General features: G+C 60.0%; 24 protein-coding genes. 11 read left to right on the plus strand and 13 right to left on the minus strand.

Features of this window, described 5'->3' with window-relative positions; translation table 11 throughout:
• Positions 1–35: 35 nt before the first annotated feature.
• The 6 genes from ibaG to mlaF all read right to left on the minus strand — a co-directional run bounded on the left by ibaG (position 36) and on the right by mlaF (position 3,532).
• Complete coding sequence (gene ibaG, locus ACJ8J5_RS14540; RefSeq protein ID WP_025304370.1) at positions 36–290, minus strand: BolA family iron metabolism protein IbaG; 255 nt, start codon at positions 288–290, stop codon at positions 36–38.
• A gap of 140 nt (positions 291–430) precedes the next feature.
• Positions 431–733, minus strand: a complete 303-nt coding sequence (mlaB, locus tag ACJ8J5_RS14545) for a lipid asymmetry maintenance protein MlaB (protein WP_173888535.1) — start codon at positions 731–733, stop codon at positions 431–433.
• Positions 733–1,362 (minus strand): phospholipid-binding protein MlaC, encoded by a 630-nt coding sequence (mlaC, locus tag ACJ8J5_RS14550; protein WP_414104540.1) that lies wholly within the window; start codon positions 1,360–1,362, stop codon positions 733–735. Before mlaC ends, mlaB begins: the two co-directional genes overlap by 1 nt.
• Before the next feature lie 14 nt (positions 1,363–1,376).
• Positions 1,377–1,925 (minus strand): outer membrane lipid asymmetry maintenance protein MlaD, encoded by a 549-nt coding sequence (gene mlaD / locus ACJ8J5_RS14555; RefSeq protein ID WP_025304373.1) that lies wholly within the window; start codon positions 1,923–1,925, stop codon positions 1,377–1,379.
• Positions 1,926–1,929: 4 nt separating this feature from the next.
• The gene (gene mlaE / locus ACJ8J5_RS14560; protein WP_004937059.1) at positions 1,930–2,712 is read right to left on the minus strand and encodes a lipid asymmetry maintenance ABC transporter permease subunit MlaE; all 783 of its coding nucleotides are present in this window, start codon (positions 2,710–2,712) and stop codon (positions 1,930–1,932) included.
• Between the two features lie 4 nt (positions 2,713–2,716).
• Positions 2,717–3,532: a phospholipid ABC transporter ATP-binding protein MlaF gene (gene mlaF / locus ACJ8J5_RS14565; RefSeq protein ID WP_043141965.1), complete on the minus strand. Its 816-nt coding sequence runs from the start codon at positions 3,530–3,532 to the stop codon at positions 2,717–2,719.
• A gap of 303 nt (positions 3,533–3,835) precedes the next feature.
• Here mlaF and ACJ8J5_RS14570 point away from each other — a divergent pair, with 303 nt between their 5' ends.
• The 11 genes from ACJ8J5_RS14570 (at position 3,836) to npr (ending at position 11,870) form a co-directional block, all read left to right on the plus strand.
• A complete protein-coding gene (locus ACJ8J5_RS14570) occupies positions 3,836–4,813 on the plus strand; it encodes a calcium/sodium antiporter (protein ID WP_033644493.1) in 978 nt (325 codons plus the stop codon).
• Positions 4,814–4,829: 16 nt separating this feature from the next.
• On the plus strand, positions 4,830–5,816 hold the full coding sequence (kdsD, locus tag ACJ8J5_RS14575) for an arabinose-5-phosphate isomerase KdsD (protein WP_025304376.1): 987 nt from the start codon (positions 4,830–4,832) through the stop codon (positions 5,814–5,816).
• A 17-nt stretch (positions 5,817–5,833) separates the two neighbouring features.
• Positions 5,834–6,388: a 3-deoxy-manno-octulosonate-8-phosphatase KdsC gene (kdsC, locus tag ACJ8J5_RS14580; RefSeq protein WP_414104541.1), complete on the plus strand. Its 555-nt coding sequence runs from the start codon at positions 5,834–5,836 to the stop codon at positions 6,386–6,388.
• Positions 6,385–6,963 carry an LPS export ABC transporter periplasmic protein LptC gene (gene lptC, locus ACJ8J5_RS14585; RefSeq protein ID WP_004937047.1) on the plus strand — a complete coding sequence of 193 codons (579 nt, stop codon included), beginning with the start codon at positions 6,385–6,387 and terminating at the stop codon, positions 6,961–6,963. Before kdsC ends, lptC begins: the two co-directional genes overlap by 4 nt.
• The gene (gene lptA, locus ACJ8J5_RS14590) at positions 6,932–7,471 is read left to right on the plus strand and encodes a lipopolysaccharide ABC transporter substrate-binding protein LptA (RefSeq protein ID WP_025304377.1); all 540 of its coding nucleotides are present in this window, start codon (positions 6,932–6,934) and stop codon (positions 7,469–7,471) included. The genes lptC and lptA overlap by 32 nt, the downstream gene beginning before the upstream one ends.
• 6 nt (positions 7,472–7,477) lie before the next feature.
• Positions 7,478–8,203, plus strand: a complete 726-nt coding sequence (gene lptB, locus ACJ8J5_RS14595; protein ID WP_004937040.1) for an LPS export ABC transporter ATP-binding protein — start codon at positions 7,478–7,480, stop codon at positions 8,201–8,203.
• 52 nt (positions 8,204–8,255) lie between these two features.
• Positions 8,256–9,689, plus strand: coding sequence for an RNA polymerase factor sigma-54 (rpoN, locus tag ACJ8J5_RS14600; protein WP_043141961.1), 1,434 nt, complete (start codon positions 8,256–8,258; stop codon positions 9,687–9,689).
• Positions 9,690–9,712: 23 nt separating this feature from the next.
• The gene (gene hpf, locus ACJ8J5_RS14605; RefSeq protein ID WP_004937038.1) at positions 9,713–10,000 is read left to right on the plus strand and encodes a ribosome hibernation promoting factor; all 288 of its coding nucleotides are present in this window, start codon (positions 9,713–9,715) and stop codon (positions 9,998–10,000) included.
• A 155-nt stretch (positions 10,001–10,155) separates the two neighbouring features.
• A complete protein-coding gene (gene ptsN, locus ACJ8J5_RS14610) occupies positions 10,156–10,617 on the plus strand; it encodes a PTS IIA-like nitrogen regulatory protein PtsN (RefSeq protein WP_016930212.1) in 462 nt (153 codons plus the stop codon).
• Between the two features lie 129 nt (positions 10,618–10,746).
• Positions 10,747–11,601, plus strand: coding sequence for an RNase adapter RapZ (gene rapZ, locus ACJ8J5_RS14615; RefSeq protein WP_015379177.1), 855 nt, complete (start codon positions 10,747–10,749; stop codon positions 11,599–11,601).
• Positions 11,598–11,870: a PTS phosphocarrier protein NPr gene (npr, locus tag ACJ8J5_RS14620; RefSeq protein WP_004937034.1), complete on the plus strand. Its 273-nt coding sequence runs from the start codon at positions 11,598–11,600 to the stop codon at positions 11,868–11,870. Before rapZ ends, npr begins: the two co-directional genes overlap by 4 nt.
• Positions 11,871–11,910: 40 nt before the next feature.
• Here the strand turns inward: npr and ACJ8J5_RS14625 are convergent, their stop codons facing one another.
• The 7 genes from ACJ8J5_RS14625 to ACJ8J5_RS14655 form a co-directional block, all read right to left on the minus strand.
• Positions 11,911–13,827, minus strand: coding sequence for a BglG family transcription antiterminator (locus tag ACJ8J5_RS14625; protein WP_049208316.1), 1,917 nt, complete (start codon positions 13,825–13,827; stop codon positions 11,911–11,913).
• A gap of 51 nt (positions 13,828–13,878) precedes the next feature.
• Positions 13,879–15,093, minus strand: coding sequence for a lactonase family protein (locus ACJ8J5_RS14630; protein ID WP_334273859.1), 1,215 nt, complete (start codon positions 15,091–15,093; stop codon positions 13,879–13,881).
• An 87-nt stretch (positions 15,094–15,180) separates the two neighbouring features.
• Positions 15,181–15,921, minus strand: coding sequence for a 2-dehydro-3-deoxy-phosphogluconate aldolase (gene dagF, locus ACJ8J5_RS14635; protein ID WP_033648993.1), 741 nt, complete (start codon positions 15,919–15,921; stop codon positions 15,181–15,183).
• Complete coding sequence (locus tag ACJ8J5_RS14640; protein ID WP_334273860.1) at positions 15,918–17,036, minus strand: DgaE family pyridoxal phosphate-dependent ammonia lyase; 1,119 nt, start codon at positions 17,034–17,036, stop codon at positions 15,918–15,920. Before ACJ8J5_RS14640 ends, dagF begins: the two co-directional genes overlap by 4 nt.
• Positions 17,020–18,159 (minus strand): amidohydrolase/deacetylase family metallohydrolase, encoded by a 1,140-nt coding sequence (locus ACJ8J5_RS14645; RefSeq protein ID WP_334273861.1) that lies wholly within the window; start codon positions 18,157–18,159, stop codon positions 17,020–17,022. The genes ACJ8J5_RS14640 and ACJ8J5_RS14645 overlap by 17 nt, the downstream gene beginning before the upstream one ends.
• A gap of 63 nt (positions 18,160–18,222) precedes the next feature.
• Complete coding sequence (locus tag ACJ8J5_RS14650; protein ID WP_004937013.1) at positions 18,223–18,873, minus strand: DUF4310 family protein; 651 nt, start codon at positions 18,871–18,873, stop codon at positions 18,223–18,225.
• Positions 18,874–18,884: 11 nt separating this feature from the next.
• Positions 18,885–19,661 (minus strand): DUF4311 domain-containing protein, encoded by a 777-nt coding sequence (locus tag ACJ8J5_RS14655; protein WP_004937006.1) that lies wholly within the window; start codon positions 19,659–19,661, stop codon positions 18,885–18,887.
• Positions 19,662–19,675: the final 14 nt, after the last annotated feature.

Here is a 19,675-nt window from a genome sequence, read left to right on the forward strand (position 1 = left end):
AATCTGAAGCTGCCCGCCCAGCAGGGCAAACAGCCTTAAAATCCGTTGAGTTTGCGGTCTCGCTGCCACTCTTCAGGGGTGTACGCCTTGATAGACAAGGCATGAATGCGGTTGTCAGCAATGTATTCCATCAGCGGTGCGTAAACCGTCTGCTGTTTTTTGACGCGGCTCATGCCGGCGAACAGTTCACCGACCACGATCGCTTGAAAATGGCTGCCGTCGCCCGTCACATGTGCTTCATCCAGTGCCAATGCCTGCATCAGCACGTCTTTAATCTCGTTGGTTTCCATAGTATCCAGTTCTGCCGCTAAAGGATCATAAACAGCCTAGTATCTTAGTGGAATACGATGTTTTCTTAAACTAAAGAAAAAGCCCCTGCATAACAGGGGCTTTGTATCGTTTTACCACGCAATGGCGGCGTAAAACGCCGCTAACCGACGGTATCGACAGGCATTATCGCCTGCAGGTTGTAGAGCGCGATCAGCGTTTTCAGGCGCTCGGTGGCGCCGAAAATTTTCAGCGCTACGCCGCGTTGGCGCTGCTCTTCCTGCAGATGCAGCAACAGCGCCAGCCCGGCGGAGTCCACGCGCTGCAGTTGCGCCACGTCGATCGCGGTTTTATCCGCCATCAGCGCGTCGCGCTGCCGCCACAGCCGCTGCAGCGTTTCCCGATCCAGTTCACCGCGCAGGATCAGCGTCTGCTGCTCTGATTCGAAGCTGAGCGCTGCCGACATCAGTTTTTCTTGTCCAGCGTGATAGGCTGCGCGGCGGCGGCCTGCAGCTGTTTGGTCAGGCCGTCGATGCCCTGAGTACGCAGCGTAGACGCCCACTCGTTCTGCTTGGTAGTGATCATGCTGACGCCTTCGGCGATCATGTCATACGCCTGCCAGTAGCCGGTTTTGCTGTTCTTGCGCCATTGGAAATCCAGACGCACCGGCGGACGGCCGCCGTTGTCGATGATGGTGACGCGAATAGCCACGATGTCGGCATTGCCCAGCGGTTGTTCAGGCGCGATCTGGTAAGTCTGGCCGTGATACATCGCCAGCGCCTGGCCGTAAGCCTGCTCCAGGTAAGCCTGGAAGGCGGTGAAGTAAGCTTCGCGCTGCGCAGGCGTTGCCTCTTTGTAGTAACGCCCCAGCACCAGCGCGCCGGCGTATTTCACCTGCACGAACGGCATCAGTTCCTGATGCACGATGGCACGCAGGTAGTTCGGGTCCTGCTTGATCTTCGGCTGTTCGTTCTTCAAACGGCTGAAAGTCTTCTGCGCCGCGTCTTGCATCATGCTGTAAGGATTGGTTTGGTCGGCTGCGCTCGCCAGCGGTGCAACCACCAGCAGAGCCACTATCAGTAAACGTTTAAACATGCAGGTATCCTCTCTTAATGATTTGGAACAGCGGGTTGCGGTGCGGCGCCGGCAGCCGGCTCAGCGGCCGCGTCTCCCGATTTGGCGCTGTCCTGACCGCCGCTTTTATACAGGAACTGGCCGATCAGGTCTTCCAGAACCATGGCTGATTTGGTGTCCTGAATGGTACCCCCGTCTTTCAGGATGGTGGTACCCATCTCAGGATCTTCAAAGCCCACGTTAAGCGCCAGGTATTGCTCGCCCAGCAGGCCGGAGGTGCGGATCGCCAGCGAGCTGGTATCTGGGATTTGGTCGTACTTTTTCTGGATATCCAGCGCCACGCGCGGCGTGTAGGTTTTCGAATCGAGTTCGATGTCAGCCACGCGGCCGATCACCACGCCGCCAATCTTCACCGGCGAACGCGGTTTCAGGCCGCCGATGTTGTCGAACGTTGCGTAAATGCGGTAGGTCGGCTCGCTGCCGATCGATTTAAGGTTCGCCACCTGCAGGCAGATAAACACGATGGCGCACAGCGCGATCAGCATAAATGCCCCAACCCAGATTTCACTCTTCTTCGTTTGCATCGAATCAATTCCCAAACATCAGTGCTGTCAGCACGAAATCCAATCCCAACACCGCCAGTGACGAATGCACCACGGTACGCGTCGTCGCCCGGCTAATCCCTTCAGAGGTAGGCACGGCGTCGTACCCGTTGAAAATGGCAATCCAGGTTACGGTAATGGCGAATACCACACTCTTGATCAGGCAGTTGAGCAGATCTTTTTTCCACTCTACGGCGCCCTGCATCGCCGACCAGAAGAAGCCGCTGTCGATGCCTTTCCAGTCCACGCCGACCACCGAGCCGCCCCAAATGCCGATCGCCACGAAAATGATGGTCAACAGCGGCATGCTGATCAGCCCCGCCCAGAAGCGCGGCGCCACGATGCGCCGCAGCGGATCGACCGCCATCATTTCCAGGCTGGAGATCTGCTCCGTCGCCTTCATCAGGCCGATTTCCGCCGTGAGCGCGGAACCGGCGCGGCCGGCGAACAGCAGCGCCGTGACCACCGGCCCCAGTTCGCGCAGCAGCGACAGCGCCACCATCATGCCGAGGCTGGCCTCGGCGCTGTAGGTGGTGAGCACGATATAGCCCTGCAGGCCCAGCACCATGCCGATAAACAGCCCGGAAACCATGATGATCAGCAGCGACTGCACGCCGACGCTGTAGAGCTGTTTCAACAACAGCGGCCACTGCTTGCCGGGTTCCGGCCGGCCAATCAACGCGTTGAACAGCATCAACCCGGCGCGGCCGAAGCTGGCGCTGGTGTTGATGCCACTGCGCCCCAACGACGCTAACGCTCTTAATAACATGAGCTTATTTACTCCCTAAGCCTAGCAGTTCGGCCTGATAATCCCCGGCCGGATAGCGGAACGGCACCGGCCCATCCGCTATACCATCCAGGAACTGGCGCACGCGCGCATCAGGATTGTTCTGCAATTGCTGCGTGGTGCCTTCAGCGATCACCCGGTGATCGGCCACGATGTAAGCGTAGTCAGCGATGCTCAGCACCTCCGGTACGTCGTGCGACACCACGATGCAGGTAATGCCCAGCGCATGGTTCAGCTCGTCGATCAGCTTGACCAGCACCCCCATGGTGATCGGATCCTGGCCAACGAAAGGTTCGTCGAACATGATCATTTCCGGGTCCAGCGCGATCGCACGCGCCAACGCCGCCCGGCGCGCCATACCGCCGGAAAGCTCATTGGGCATCAGCTGAGCCGCGCCGCGCAGCCCCACGGCTTCCAGCTTCATCAGCACCGTGCTGCGCAACAAAGGCTCCGGCAGGTTGCTGTGCTCGCGCAGCGGGTAAGCCACGTTTTCGAATACGGTCAAATCGGTAAACAGCGCGCCCGACTGGAACAGCATGCTCATCTTTTTGCGCGCGTCGTATAACTGACGGCGGGACAACGCGGGAATGTTGTCGCCGTCGAACCAAATCTCCCCGCTGTCCGGCGCCAGCTGGCCGCCTATCAGGCGCAGCAGCGTGGTTTTGCCGATGCCCGATGGCCCCATGATCGCCGTGACCTTACCGCGAGGCACCGTCAGGTTGATGTCTTCAAATATCCGTCGGTCGCCGCGCGAGAAGCTCATGTCGCGCACTTCGACCAAATTATCTGCCTTTTGGAGCATGTTAATGGACCCTTTACGACTCATCTTTTGCTGAATCTACCCGTGATGTTAAAGCAATGGGCGCAATCCGTCTCATCTTTACAAAAACTTACTGCCATTTCGCAACCAATGGTGCCATTGGTTTTACTTTTCCGCGCCACCCGGTCAAAATTGGCGCCATAACGAAAAAAAACGAAACTGTTCAACAATTAGCCGGGGAAAACCGTTGCTGCGGCTCAAACGCGCGCAACGGAGGGCAAGCAATACCGCCGCATTGACGGCTTTAACCAACGAACCGGGATAATACCCGACAAAGGACCCTGCATGTTTCTCGCGATAGCATTATTAATCGTTGGTTTATTTCTACTGGTGTATGGTGCAGACCGCTTAGTTTATGGTGCTGCCGTGATTTCCCGCTCGCTCGGCGTACCGCCGTTGATCATCGGCATGACCATCGTCGGCATCGGCACGTCGCTGCCGGAGCTGATCGTGTCCACCACCGCCGCGTTGAACGGGCAGATAGATATGGCCGTTGGCAACGTATTAGGTTCCAACATCACCAACATCTTATTGATCCTGGGGGTGGCGGCGCTGATTCACCCGCTGGCCGCACGCTCCGAGATACTGCGGCGCGAACTGCCGCTGATGTTAGCGGTCACAGTATTGTGCGGTTTCGTGTTGATGGACGGTACCCTGAGCAGGCTGGACGGCGTGCTGCTGCTGACCGCCGCCGCCGGCTTCATCTTGTTGATGCTGAAAATCGCGCGGCTGGCGCAGCGCGAGGGAAGCGACAGCCTGACCATGGAGCAGATCGCCGAACTGCCGCAGGACAGCAGCAATACCGTGGCGGTGCTGTGGCTAGTGCTGGCGTTTATCATTCTGCCGCTCTCTTCCAGAATGGTGGTCGATAATGCGACGGTGATCGCACACTATTTCGGCCTGAGCGAACTGGTGGTCGGTTTGACCATTATCGCCATCGGCACCAGCCTGCCCGAACTGGCCACCTCCATCGCCGGGGCGCTGAAGGGCGAGGATGATATGGCGATTGGGAATATCATCGGATCCAATATTTTCAACACGGTGATCGTGCTGGGCGTACCCGCCCTGCTGTCGCCGGGCAGCGTGGATGCCGCCGCCTTCCAGCGCGATTACTGGGTGATGCTGGCGGCCAGCGTGCTGCTGAGCGTGCTGTGCATCGGCCGCAAACACCGCATCGGCCACCTGGCCGGCGCGCTGTTATTATGCGGCTTTATTGCGTATCTTGCGGTGCTGTTCTTTAACCCTTTCAGTACTTTCGGCTAAACCGACGGGAATGAGTATGTCGAACATTGAGTTGCAACCGGGCTTCGATTTTCAACAGGCCGGCAAAGAAGTGCTTCAGATAGAGCGTGAAGGGCTGGCTCAGCTCGACAGCTATATCAACGCGGACTTCACTCGCGCCTGCGAAACGATCGCCGCCTGCGGCGGCAAAGTGGTGGTGATGGGCATGGGCAAATCCGGCCATATCGGCTGCAAGATCGCCGCGACCTTCGCCAGCACCGGCACCCCCTCATTCTTCGTTCACCCGGCGGAAGCCAGCCATGGCGATTTGGGCATGGTCACCCCGCAGGACATCGTGCTCGCCATCTCCAACTCTGGCGAGTCCAGTGAGATCCTGGCGCTGATCCCGGTGTTGAAACGCCAACAGATCACCCTCATCTGCATGACCAACAATCCGGAAAGTTCGATGGGCAAAGCGGCGGATATCCACCTGTGCATCAAGGTGCCGCAGGAGGCCTGCCCGCTGGGGCTGGCGCCGACCACCAGCACCACCGCCACGCTGGTGATGGGCGATGCGCTGGCCGTCGCGCTGCTGAAGGCGCGCGGTTTCACGCCGGAAGATTTCGCGCTGTCGCATCCGGGCGGCGCACTCGGCCGCAAACTGCTGCTGCGGGTTAGCGATATCATGCACAGCGGCGACGAAATGCCCCACGTCAGCGCCGACGCCTCGTTGCGCGACGCGCTGCTGGAAATCACCCGCAAAAATCTGGGCCTGACGGTTGTCTGCGACGACCTGATGAAAATCGCCGGCATCTTCACCGACGGCGACCTGCGCCGGGTGTTCGACATGGGCATCAACCTGCACGAGGCGAAGATCGCCGATGTCATGACGCCGGGCGGCGTGCGGGTGCGCCCCAACATCCTGGCGGTCGATGCATTGAACCTGATGCAACAACGCCACATCACCGCGCTGCTGGTTGCCGATGGCGACCAACTGCTGGGTGTGGTACATATGCATGACATGCTGCGCGCCGGCGTCGTTTAATTAAGGAATAGAACGGAATGGGTATGGTAGAAACCTGCTACGGGCCGGTAGAACAAGAGGTTATGGCGCGTGCCGGTAACATCCGCCTGTTGATTTGCGACGTTGACGGCGTGCTGTCGGACGGCCTGATCTTCATGGGCAACAACGGTGAAGAACTGAAGGCGTTCAACGTGCGCGATGGCTACGGTATCCGCTGCTTGAAAACCTCGGACATCGAGGTGGCGATCATTACCGGACGCTCCGCCAAGCTGCTGGAAGACCGTGCGCAAACGCTCGGTATCACCCATCTGTATCAGGGGCAATCCGATAAGCTTTTGGCCTTCCGTGAACTGTTGGATAAACTGTCGTTAACGGCGGATCAGGTCGCCTATATCGGCGATGACCTGATCGACTGGCCGGTGATGGCGCAGGTCGGCCTGGCGGTCGCGGTGGCGGACGCCCACCCGCTGCTGACGCCGCGCACCCACTACGTCACCCGCATTGCCGGCGGCCGCGGTGCGGTACGCGAACTGTGCGACATCATTCTTTTGGCTCAAAATAAGCTGGAGGACGCCAAAGGGCTGTCGATATGAGTAAAACCAAACTGTGGATCACCATCCTGTTGACGGTGATCGTTCTGGCGCTGATCGGCTGGAACATGACGGACTTCAGCGACGACACGGCCCCAGGCCCGGTCAACGATCAGGATCCGACTTACCAGAGCCAGCACACGGTCACCGTGGTGTACAACCCAGCCGGCAAGCTGAATTATAAACTGGTGGCGGAAGACGCGAAGTATTACACCGCCGGCGAGCTGAGCTGGTTCACCCAGCCGGTGATGACGCTGTTCGATGAGAATGCGGTGGCCACCTGGTCAGTTCGCGCCGATCGCGCCAAACTGACTAAAGACCGGATGCTGTATCTGTATGGTCACGTCGAGGTTAACAGCCTGACCACCACCTCGCAGCTGGAAAAAATTAAGACGGACAACGCTCAGGTAAACCTGGTCACCCAGGACGTCACCTCCGATGACGAAGTCACGCTTTACGGGACCAATTTTACCTCTAACGGCATGAAAATGCGTGGGAACCTGCGGACCAAAACCGCTGAGCTGATTGATAAGGTTAAGACCAACTATGAAATTCAGAACCAAAAACCAACTCCGTAACCTGTTGCTCGGCAGCTTAGTTTTGGCCGCCAGCGCCCCCGCTCTGGCGCTGAAATCCGACTCCAGCCAGCCGGTCAGCATCGACTCGCTCAAGCAGTCGTTGGACATGCAAAGCAACGTCAGCACCTTCACTGACAACGTGGTGATCAAACAGGGCACCATCGATATTCGCGCCGACAAGGTGGTCGTCACCCGCCCGGGCGGAGATCAGAATAAGACCTATATTGAAGCGTTCGGCAACCCGGTAACCTTCTACCAGATGCAGGACAGCGGCAAGCCGGTCAAAGGCCACGCGCAAAAAGTGCGCTACGACGTGGCGACCCAGCTGGTGACCCTGACGGGCAACGCCTATCTGGAGCAGCTCGACAGCAACGTGAAAGGCGATCGCATCACCTATCTGGTGCAACAGCAGCAAATGCAGGCGTTTAGCGACAAAGGCAAACGCGTGACAACGGTTCTGGTACCGTCGCAGTTGCAAGACAAAAACGGGCAAAAAAAGAGTAACTAATCACTTATGGCAACACTCATCGCAGAAAACCTGGCGAAAGCCTACAAGGGCCGTAAAGTTGTCGAAGACGTCAGCCTGAAAGTGAAATCCGGCGAGATCGTCGGCCTGCTCGGGCCGAACGGCGCCGGTAAAACCACCACCTTCTACATGGTGGTCGGCATCGTGCCGCGCGACGCCGGGCGCATCGTGATCGACGAAGAAGACATCAGCCTGCTGCCGCTGCACGCCCGCGCGCGCCGCGGCATCGGCTATCTGCCGCAGGAAGCGTCGATCTTCCGCCGCCTGAGCGTGTACGACAACCTGATGGCGGTGCTGGAGATCCGTCCCGATCTCACCAGCGAACAGCGCGAAGACCGCGCCAAAGAGCTGATGGAAGAGTTCCATATCTCCCATCTGCGCGACAGCCTCGGCCAGGCGCTGTCCGGCGGCGAACGCCGCCGCGTCGAAATCGCCCGCGCGCTGGCGGCCAACCCGAAATTCATTCTGCTGGACGAACCCTTTGCCGGGGTGGATCCGATTTCCGTTATCGATATCAAGAAAATCATCGAGCACCTGCGTGACAGCGGCCTGGGCGTGCTGATCACCGACCACAACGTGCGCGAGACGCTGGACGTGTGTGAACGCGCCTACATCGTCAGCCAGGGCAAACTGATTGCCCACGGCACGCCGGATGCTATTCTGGCCGACGAGCAGGTTAAACGCGTTTATCTGGGCGAAGAGTTCCGCCTCTAAGCGCCGGCGCGCCCTGTGGGGCGACACCGTTAACGGAAGTAGACAGAAAACTATGAAGCAAGGTTTGCAACTCAGGCTCAGCCAACAGCTGGCCATGACACCTCAGCTCCAGCAGGCGATCCGCCTGCTGCAGTTGTCCACGCTTGAGCTTCAGCAAGAGATCCAGCTGGCGCTGGAGAGCAATCCGCTGCTTGAACAGACCGATCTGCACGACGAAATCGACGCCAAAGAAACCCAGGAGACCGAGGGGCTCGATACCCGCGAGGCACTGGAACAGAAAGACATGCCGGAAGAGCTGCCGCTGGACGCCACCTGGGATGAGATCTACACCGCCGGCACACCGTCCGGCACCGGCACCGACTACAGCGACGACGAGCTGCCGGTCTATCAGGGCGAGACCACCCAAACGCTGCAGGATTACCTGATGTGGCAGGTGGATCTGACGCCGTTTTCCGATACCGACGCCGCCATCGCCACCTCCATCGTCGACGCGGTGGATGACACCGGCTATCTCACCGTGCCGCTGGAAGACATCCTGGAAAGCCTGGGCGACGAGAACGTGACCCTCGAGGAAGTCGAGGCGGTGCTGAAGCGCGTGCAGCGTTTTGATCCGATCGGCGTCGCCGCGCGCGATCTGCGCGATTGCCTGCTGGTGCAGCTCTCCCAATACGCCAAAGATACGCCTTATCTGGCCGAAGCGCGGCTGATCATCAGCGAGCATCTGGATCTGTTGGCCAACCATGACTTTCGCAGCCTGATGCGATCAACCCGGCTAAAAGAAGATACACTGAAAGAAGCGATGCTGCTGATTCAGTCGCTCGATCCGCGCCCGGGGCAGTCGATCAATACCGGCGAATCGGAATACGTGATCCCGGACGTGCTGGTGCGCAAGACGCAGAACAAATGGACGGTAGAGCTCAACGGCGACAGCGTGCCGCGTTTGAAGATCAATCAGCAGTACGCCGCGCTGGGCAACAGCGCCCGCAGCGAAGCCGACGGCCAGTTTATCCGCAGCAACCTGCAGGAAGCCAAGTGGTTGATTAAAAGCCTGGAGAGCCGCAACGAAACGCTGCTGAAGGTCACCCGCTGCATCGTCAGCCAGCAGCAGGCGTTCTTCGAGCAAGGCGAAGAGTTTATGAAACCCATGGTGCTGGCGGATATCGCCCAGGCTGTGGAGATGCATGAATCGACGATCTCGCGCGTTACCACGCAGAAGTTTCTGCACAGCCCGCGCGGCATTTTCGAATTGAAATATTTCTTCTCCAGCCACGTGAATACCGACAGCGGCGGTGAAGCCTCCTCGACGGCGATCCGCGCGTTGGTGAAGAAATTGATTGCGGCGGAAAACCCCGCCAAACCACTCAGCGACAGCAAGCTGGCCACCCTGCTCGCCGATCAGGGGATCATCGTGGCCCGGCGCACCGTCGCCAAGTACCGAGAGTCTTTGTCCATCCCGCCGTCGAACCAGCGTAAACAGTTGGTTTGACCTCTATTGAGAAGGAAGACACTATGCAGCTCAACATTACCGGACACCACATCGAAATCACCGATCCGTTGCGCGAGTTCGTGAACAACAAGTTCGCCAAACTCGAACAGTATTTTGATCGCATCAATCAGGTGTATGTTGTATTAAGTGTGGAAAAAGTGCAGCAAATTGCGGAAGCAACGGTGCACGTGAATGGAGGCGAGTTGCACGCCACCTCGGAAGACGAGAATATGTATGCCGCAATTGATACGCTGATCGATAAATTGGCACGTCAATTGAACAAACATAAAGACAAATTGAAGCAACACTGACACCCTAACCCATTCCGTGAGGTTGCCTCCGTCGCAGCCTCGCCCTTCGGCGCGTGACCCGCATGGGTGACGCGCCGAACGGTAATCAGGGTTAAAACCGACGAAAAACCGCCTTGCCGGGTGCGCCCGGCGGCGCGGTTTTAAGTGAAGATGAGATGAACAACGAATATATGCAATTAAGCTCGGTGTTAAACATCGAGTGCACCAAAAGCTCGGTACACTGCACCAGCAAGAAGCGGGCTTTGGAAATTATCAGCGAACTGGCCGCCAAACAGCTCAATCTGCCTTCGCAGGTGGTGTTTGACGCGGTTCTCACCCGGGAACGCATGGGCAGCACCGGTATCGGCAACGGTATCGCCATTCCCCACGGCAAACTGGAAGAGGACACACTGCGGGCCGTTGGCGTGTTTATCCGTCTCGACCAACCCATCGCTTTCGACGCTATCGACAACCAGCCGGTCGACCTGCTGTTCGCGCTGCTGGTGCCTGCCGATCAGTGCAAAACCCATTTGCATACGCTGTCGCTGGTCGCCAAACGCCTGGCCGACAAAACCGTATGCCGCCGCCTGCGCGCCGCGCAAAGCGACGAAGAACTTTACCAAATCATCACCGAGTGATACCCGGTCGGCGTGACTTCCAGCCCGGATAACGTTACTGTTTCACGATGATGGATCCGGCCTCGGCCGGAATAACAAAGTTTACACCGGTGGCGATGAACGCCGCCGCGATGCCAGGGGAGTTGCCACATGGTGCTGATGATTGTCAGCGGCCGTTCCGGTTCCGGAAAATCCGTCGCCTTGCGGGCGCTGGAAGACATGGGTTTTTACTGCGTTGACAACCTGCCGGTGGTTCTGCTGCCGCAGCTCGCCAATACGCTGGCGGAACGCAATATCTCCGCGGCGGTCAGCATCGACGTGCGCAACATGCCGGAATCGCCGGAAGTGTTCGAATACGCGATGACTCAACTGCCGGACAGCTTCTCGCCGCAGCTGCTGTTCCTCGACGCCGATCGCAACACGCTGATCCGCCGTTACAGCGACACCCGCCGCCTGCACCCGCTCTCCAGCAAAAACCTGTCGCTAGAAAGCGCCATTGACGAAGAGAGCGATCTCCTCGAACCGCTGCGCTCCCGGGCCGACCTGATTATCGACACCTCGGAAATGTCGGTGCACGAACTGGCCGAAATGCTGCGCACCCGCCTGCTCGGCAAGCGCGAGCGCGAACTGACGATGGTGTTCGAATCCTTCGGCTTCAAGCACGGTATTCCGATCGACGCCGACTACGTGTTCGACGTGCGCTTCCTGCCGAACCCGCACTGGGATCCGAAGCTGCGGCCGATGACCGGTCTGGACAAGCCGGTGGCGTCGTTCCTCGATCGCCATACCGAAGTGCACAACTTCATCTACCAGACCCGCAGCTACCTGGAACAATGGCTGCCGATGCTGGAAACCAACAACCGCAGCTACCTGACGGTCGCCATCGGCTGTACCGGCGGCAAACACCGTTCGGTGTACGTGGCGGAACAGCTGGCCGATTACTTCCGCTCGCGCGGCAAGAACGTGCAATCGCGCCACCGCACGCTGGAAAAGCGCAAGCAATGACGGTCAAACAGACGGTTGAAATCAAAAACAAGCTGGGCATGCACGCGCGCCCGGCGATGAAACTGTTCGAACTGGTGCAAAGCTTCGACGCCGAAGTGATGCTGCGCAACGAAAGCGGCACCGAAGCCGAAGCCAGCAGCGTCATCGCGCTGCTGATGCTGGACTCCGCCCAAGGTCGGCACATCGAAGTCGAAGCGACCGGCCCCGATGAAGTCAACGCGCTGGCGGCGGTGGTCGAGCTGTTCAACTCCGGGTTTGATGAAGATTAGTCGCTGAGGGCACTTCTGCGCCCAATCACTCACATGCCCCTCAACTCCGGCTCAGGCAGTCCAGCGCCACCGCTTTGAAGCTGTCGAAGCTGTCGCTGCCCAGCAGGCGGCTCATTGAGCGTTCACGCACGAAGGTGACGAACAGCTCGTAGATCGCCATCGCCTCTTCATAGTCGCTCTTGCTGATCGCCAGCAGGAAAATCACGTGCGCGATCTCACCTTCCCCCCAGGCGACCCCCTGCGGCGCTAGCAGCGTCACTACCACGGTCTTTTTCGCCAGCAGCCCCAGCGAGTGCGGCAGCGCGATGCCTTCACCCAGCAGCGTGGAGACGATCGCCTCACGTTCGACCAGCGACGGATAAAAGTCCGCGCCGACGTACCCTTCCTGCTCCAGCTGGCCGCACACCCGGCTGAACAGCTCCGCCTGCGTCAGCGGCTCGTTGAGCACCATGAAATGCTCGGCGTCGAAAAACTTCTCCAGCATGTACGGTTTGGTGCGATCCACCAGCACCAGCTTGCCCAGTTGCTCCAGCTGATAATCGGTCGGGAACGGCGACATTACCACCACCGGCTTGTTCTTTTCGCCGATGCGGGCGTTGGAAATCACGAAGTCTTCGTCGATGTGCGCAAGCATCTCGTAATCGCGCAGCGAGACGATGCGCGTCATCACCAGCTGCGGGTACTTGCGCGCAATCTGCGCCTGGATCATCCGCACAGTTGAGTTGCCGGTATCGCACACCAGCATCACCTGCGGGTGGCGTTCATAACCGATGTTGTAATGCCGCTCCAGCCCCACGCCAATATGTAACACCAGATAGCCTATCTCGTTCTCGCTCAGGGTATAGGGGGTGTATTTGCCCCAGCTGGAGACCGCCGCCAGCGTCACGTCGTAAGCCATCGGATAGTGCTGCTTGATATTGGCCAATAGCGGATTGGGGATATTGATCTGGTATTTCACCCGCGTAATCATGGTTTTGATATGGGTAAGCAGATCGGCCCGCAGCTGCTCGTCGCCCTGCAGGTTGTAGTTATAGTGTGCGTTGATGTAGGACAGGATGTAGTCCACCAACGCTTCTTCATCGTCGGCATTGATCTCGGTCGGTTGCACGTCCTGCACGCGGCGCGCGGCGATGTTGACCCGCAGATAGGCCTCTTCGGCCATCGAGATCTCTTTGCCGGAGGCCGCACGCAGCTCCGCCGCCAGGCGGGTCGACACCTGGCGCACCGCGTCGTCGCCGTCCTCCACCTCGAAGTCCGGCAGCGGATAGCCGTCGTTGATGCGCCGCAGCGCCACCGCGCAGTAGAAAATCAGGTACTGTTCGCCCTCATCGGTCAGGCGAATGGCATATTGCGACAACAGCGGATGCAGCAATCCGGCGAACGCCGCTACCTGCGGCTGCAGCAGGATCTCGTTGTTGAGCAGCGGGTTCTCGGCATCGGCCAGCTGCAGCTGGAACAGCAGATCGGTGAGGCAGGCGCGGATCGCCATCTCGGCGCCGAACAGCTTCATGCCGTAGCGCGGTTTGGTTTCGATCGTCAATTGATAGTGCGCCAGACGTTCCCTCACCTCAGCCATGTCGTTTTGCAACGTACCGCGGCTGACGAACCATTCGTCGGCCAGATCTTCCAGTTTAAGGGAGAAGGCTGAGGTCAAAAAACGCACCAGCAGATAATGCACCCGCTCTTGCGCGCTGCGCGGGGTAGCATGCTTGCGGCGCTCCTGATGCTGCAGGGCGCTGAATAGCGCGGCGTTATCGACCTGCAGGCGATAGCCGGCCCCACGGCTATGCACGAAACGCGCGCCGTACTTGTCCAGGATCTCGTTCAGCGCGGTGATATCCGCCCGCACCGTGCGGGTTGACACGGCGAAACGCTTCGCCAGCTCATCCTGCGGCAAAGTCTCGGTTTGCAAAGCATCGAACAAGTAAGCCAAACGCGGGTAAGGAAATCGCACCATTCTGTATCCGTCAATCAGGCGGCCCACCCGGCGAACCGGGCGGGCCACGGGTTACTTCGCCGGCGGCAGAAATGCCATTTGCGAGGGGCTGCCGATCGGCAGATAGCCGTCCACAAAGCTGAGCTTGCCGTCCGTCGGGTTGACGCTGAAGCGAGTGACGTTATCGCTGCGCTGGTTCAACGCATACAGATAGCGGCCATCCAAGCTCAGCGCCAGCGAACGCGGGTAATCGCCGCGGGTCCAGGTTTCCGCCACCGGTTTCAACTCGCCGCCGGCGCCCACGCTGAACTGGGCAATGCTGTTATGCAGCCGGTTGGCGACGTACAACGTGTCGCCGTTCTTGCTGAGCGCCAGCCCCGAAGCGAAGCTGGCACCCTGATAGTCGGCGGGCAGCGCGGAAACTGCATGCAGTTGTTTCAGAGTACCTTTTTGGCGATCAAAACGGTAGCTGGTCAACGTTGAAGCCTCTTCGTTCACCAGCAGCACGGTGTCGCCATCCGGATGAAACACAAAGTGACGCGGGCCGGCGCCGGCGGACGAGGCAGCGATCCACGGTGGATCGTTGGGCGTCAGCCGGCCGCTCGCGGCGTCAAAGCGCCATTGGTAGATGCGATCCAATCCCAGATCGGTAGAGAACACAAACTTGCCGCTTGGATCGCTGGCGATCATATGGGCATGCGGGCCGTTGTGATCGCTGATGGCGAAGCTGCCGTTCACCGCCGCCGCCGGTTTGGCAGCGCCCGCCGGGCCCTGTTGTTGCTGCACCGAGCTGGCGGTGCCCAGGCGGCCGTCCGCTTCGATCGGGAAAGCCGCCACGCTGCCGCTGACGTAGTTCGCCACCAGCAGATGCCGCCCGTCCGGCGTCGATGAGAGATACACCGGCCCCGCCCCCTGCGAATCCACCTGGTTGAGCTGCGTCAGGCCGCCGTCGGCCGGATTGACCCGGTAGGCGGTGATGCCGCCGTGCTTACCGCCGTTGAAATCGGCCACTTCGCTGGCGACATACAGCGTTTTGCCGCCGACGCCCAGCGTCAGCTGCGCCGGATTCGGCACGTTGCTGACCAGCGTGGCGTGGCTCAGCGCGCCGCTGGCCGGATCGACCTGCACCCGGTAAACGCCTTCGCCGTTGGGATTGTAGGTGCCGATATAGGCAAAATGAGATGACGTGGAGTTCATTGCATCCTCAGCATGCAGCGCCGGGCCGGTCACGGCCAGCAGCGCCAGGAACAACGCGGTGCGTCGGGTTGGAACCTGCCAGTTTCGCATAGTAATCCTCAGTATAGGTAACGGCGCGGCATGCCGCGCCAGGGGAAAACCTTCGCCTCCCAGCGTTTACCTCATCCCATTGTGCGTTCAGCCCACCAGCTTTTTGGTCATCGCCAGCAGGGTTTTCACGTCCTGCGGACGCGTGTCGCCGCTGGCGGCGTCGATGATCGAGCTATAGATATGCGGGATCACGCGTTTCACGCCGGCCGCCAGCGCGATCTCGACGATCGGCTCGTAGTTCTCCAGATCGATGCCGCCGGTCGGCTCCAGCATAAAGTCATGTTCGGCGCAGGCCTTGGCGACGTACTGGTATTCGTCCTTGCATTTCAGGCCGCCCATCGGGAAATACTTGATGGAGCTGCCGCCCATGTCCTTCAGCAAAGCGATGGCGGTTTCCACCGGCACGATGCCGTCCGGCGCCGCGGCGCTCAAGGGGCCGGTAGAGATCTTCACCCAACCGACGCGGCCGGTCGGCGACACCAGGCCGTTGACCACGCTGTCGTTCTGGCCCAGCAGCGCGCGGCTGGCGCCGACGCCGGTAAACACCTGGTTAACGTGCTGCGGCTGCACCTGCTGAGCGATCAGGCTAACCATCGCCGACTGCTTCGGATCGCCGGCGCCCAGGCCGACCGAGAGCGCGTTTTCAATCAGGCGCGCATAGCGCAGCATGTCGGTCACCGCGCTGTCGACGTCCGGGTAGTTCTTGGAGAGCACGCCCACCAGCACATGGCCTTCCGCCGCGGCGTAGATGTCCTGCGCGTTGGCTTTGGAGCCGGCCAGCACGTTCAGGCAGACGCGGTCGCGATAGTAGTTAGGCTGCAGCTTCATGCTTGTTTCTCCGTAAACAGGTTTTTGATACAGGTAAAGACGGTCATCAGTTGCCGCTCGTCGACGCTGCGCACATCGACCTCAATCTTGCCCTCGTTGGCCTTGTAGCCGCGGAAGTAGATGGCAATATCGCCGGTTTTCAGCGCCTGGACGATGTCATAGGTCGACCGCCCCAACACCGCTTCGTCGAAGGTAATCTCGGCGCGGGCGATATCGCGGCCGGCGCTGTCCCAGACGGTCTTGGCGCTGACGCCGGTCAGGGTGTTGAGGCTGTTGAGGAATGGCGTCATCCGCGCCACCATCTGTTGCCCGGTGGTTTTCTCAAGCGTCAGATAGCTTTCAATCGCCTGCGTCAGGCCGAGGATGCCCTCTTTACCGACCTTCATCGCCCGGCCTATGCCGCCGGATTGCAACTTCACCCACTCGACGTACTGTTTCTTGCCGACAACCAGACCGCTGGTCGGCCCCTCGATGGCTTTGGCGCCGCTGTAGATCACCAGATCGGCCCCCATCTGGTAGTAACACATCAGATCTTCTTCCGCCGCGGCGTCGACGATCAGCGGCAGGTTATGCTTGCGCGCCACGACCGCCGCCTGTTCGACGGACAAAATGCTTTTCTGCACGCAGTGGTGCGATTTGACGTACAGGATCGCCGCGGTCTGCGGCGTGATGCAGGCTTCAATCTGCTCCGGCGAACATTCGTTGGCGTAACCCGCCTCCACCACCTTGCCGCCGCCCAGCGCCACCATGGTGTCCACCGGCGCGCCGAAGTTGACGTTGTGGCCGCGCGGCAGCACGATCTCGCGCGGCACGGTCACCGGCGCCGAGTGCAGGTTCACCAGCAGATTGGCGTTATCTTTGACGATCACGGCAGCCACCGACTGGGCGATGCCCGCCGAGGCGCAGGAAACGATCACCGCGTCCTCCACATTGAGCAGATCGGCGATGTAGGCGCCGGTCTTATTGACCAGATCCTTGATTTCGAAATAGTGGTTCAGACCGTAATCAACGGCGTCGATCACGTCCTGGCGCGGCGTAGAAACGCCGAGAATGGTCATGCGGCCGGAGGTGTTGATCACCTGCTTCAAACCGTATTTTTCATAAATCGAAGACATGGCTTGCCTCCCCTTGTTCGGTTAATAGGATTTCCCCGGCCACCACGGCGGCCAGCGGCACCAACAGCTGTTCGCCCTCGGCGGTTTGCCCTTCGGCGTCGGCGAACACCTGCGGTTCCCGGCGCAGTTCAAACAGCGTGAAGTCGGCGTCATAGCCCGGCTCCAGCCGCCCTTTGCCGCTCAGCTGCAGCGCCGACGCAGCGTTCTCCGTCACGCAGGCGATCACCTGCGGCAGCGTCAGGCCGACGCTGAAGAATTTGGACATCACCGTCGCCAGGCTATGCACCGGCCCGTTCATGCGGTTGCGGCAGTAAATATCGGAGCTGATGGTGTGCGGCAAAATACCCAGCGTGATCGCCTGGCGCGCCACCTCGAAGCTGAAGCTGGCGGTGCCGTGCCCCACGTCGAGCAACACGCCGCGCCGCAGCGCGCGCTGGATAGACTCGCGCAGCGTGCCCGCCGGCGTCAGAATGCGGTTCGGTTTACCGTTGTAGCAGTGGGTGATGATGTCGCCACGGGTCAGCAGATCGGCGATCTCGTCCAGATTCGGCGGGTTGTTGCCGATATGCACCATCAGCGGCAGTTGGCGGTTTTCCTGCTGGATCTCTTTGGCCAACACCAGCGGGCGAGTGCCGTTCTTGCCCACCACGCTGCTGCTCATGCGCGTCTTGATACCGATGATGAAACCGGGATGGTTGGCGATGGCCTGGCCGGCCTCGCGCTTGTCGATGTCCGTCATCTCCGCCAGCTCGTTCTGCCGCAGCAGGCCGATGCGCGAGATATTGAGGAAGGCGAAAACGTTGGTTTTAGCGCTGCGCGTCAGCTGATAAAAAGCGTCGATATCGTCGGCACCGGTGCTGCCGGCATCGACCACGCTGGTGACGCCGCTGGCGACGCCGACCCGATCCGGCTCGTCATGGTAGATCGGCGATTCGGGATAGCAGTGCACGTGCGCATCGATCCAACCGGCGCTCAGGCGGCAGTTGCCCGCCAGATCCAGCTGGCGAACGGCGCGGACATCCGCCGCCAGCCGCCCCACCGAGGCTATTTTGCCGTCTTTCACCGTCAGATCGATCAGCGTATCGTCCGCCAGTCTGGCGCCTCTGATTACTAAGTCATACATACCGCATTGCTCCTGTTAGCCCGGGCGCCGCCGCAGCCTCGGGCGGCGCCTGGCGCAGGCCTCTTAAGAAATGGCTACCGGGAAGATCGCCCCCAGGATCATCGCGCCGAGGATCGCTCCGCCGGTGATCGGTTTACCCCAGATATAGAACAGCAGCGCGCCGAGCAGCGAACCGATGCCGATCGGGATCGAGGCGGTCATCGCCGACAGGATGATCAACGGCCCGAGGAAGCGGCCCGAGGAGTTGCCCGCCCCCATCATCACGTCCGCCCCGTAGGTGGAGTTGCTTTGATTGATGGTGAATTTACGCGCCAGAATGATCACATAACCGATCGCCAGGCCGATGATCAGGCCGGTGGCCAGCGAAGCGGCGAAGTTGGCGACCGGGAACACGATGCCGGCCCCCAAAAGCAGCGCCGGTACGCCCAGCCCGACGCCGGTCTGGATCGCACCGCCGATGTCCAGGATGCCCACCAGCGAGCCTTCGATGATGCGCGCGAACAGGAAGCTGGCGCCGAACGCCGCCACCGCGCCATACACACCGGTATCCATCCCCGCCCGCAGCATGGAGACGAAGGCCACTTCGTTAAAGGCGCCGATGCCGTACAGGTAGTACATGTGCGTCCCGGCGAACACGCCGGAGGACAGCAGGCCAACAAAAATCGGGAATGACCAGTCGGCGTACCAGAAGCCCTTTTGGGTTTGCTCTTCCATCATCCCGCTCCTTATTTACCGCTCAGGGTATTGTGAATGGCGTCCAGCCAGCCCGGCACGCCGAGGCTGAAGGACTCGAGAACTTTCATGTCGAAGCCGCGGAAGAAGCCGCTCAGCACGAACAGCAGCACGATCACCGCCATCATGATCTTGGTGATCTTGTTCCAGCCGCTCTCTTCCACGCCTTTGCCGATCAGAATGCCCAGCACCAGGCCCGGTACGGCGTTGCCCATGATCAGCTGCGCCAGGCCGCCGAAGATGGTGCCCCAGAAGCCGGAGCGGCGCCCGGCGTCGATCGCCGCCAGCCAGAAGATCACCGGCATCACGGTGTTCACCAGCAGGTTGGCCGCCGGCACCAGCACCTTGATCGCGGTGACTTGCAGCGCGGCAGGCACGGCGGAAGCGGTGGTATTGAGGAACGCCACTACCAACATGCCGATGATGCCGCAGGCGATGGCCATTTTTTTCGGATCGTGCAGCGTTTGCGCCAGATTGCGGTTCTTGACCATCAGGGCCGCCGCGCCCCAGTGCGGGATGATGCGGTGATCGACGTCCTGCGTGAAGGAGCCCGCCGCCACGGAAGACGCCCAGGCGTTGAAGAAGAAGCCCAGACCGAATGAGAAGTGGGAAGCCGGATCGCCCTCGCAGGAATTCAGCTCGCCCAGGGTGCGAAACGCCCCCATGCCCTGTGTTGTCGGTGCGTGGAACATGCGCGCGGCGCCGGCCCCTACGCCGACCCCCACCAGCCCACCGATAATAATCGATTTAAATAAGATGATTAAAAACATCAGTATACCCTTTC

Origin of the sequence: Serratia sp. CY43202 (assembly GCF_052168755.1) — a bacterium.
Taxonomy (GTDB): Bacteria; Pseudomonadota; Gammaproteobacteria; order Enterobacterales; family Enterobacteriaceae; genus Serratia; species Serratia bockelmannii.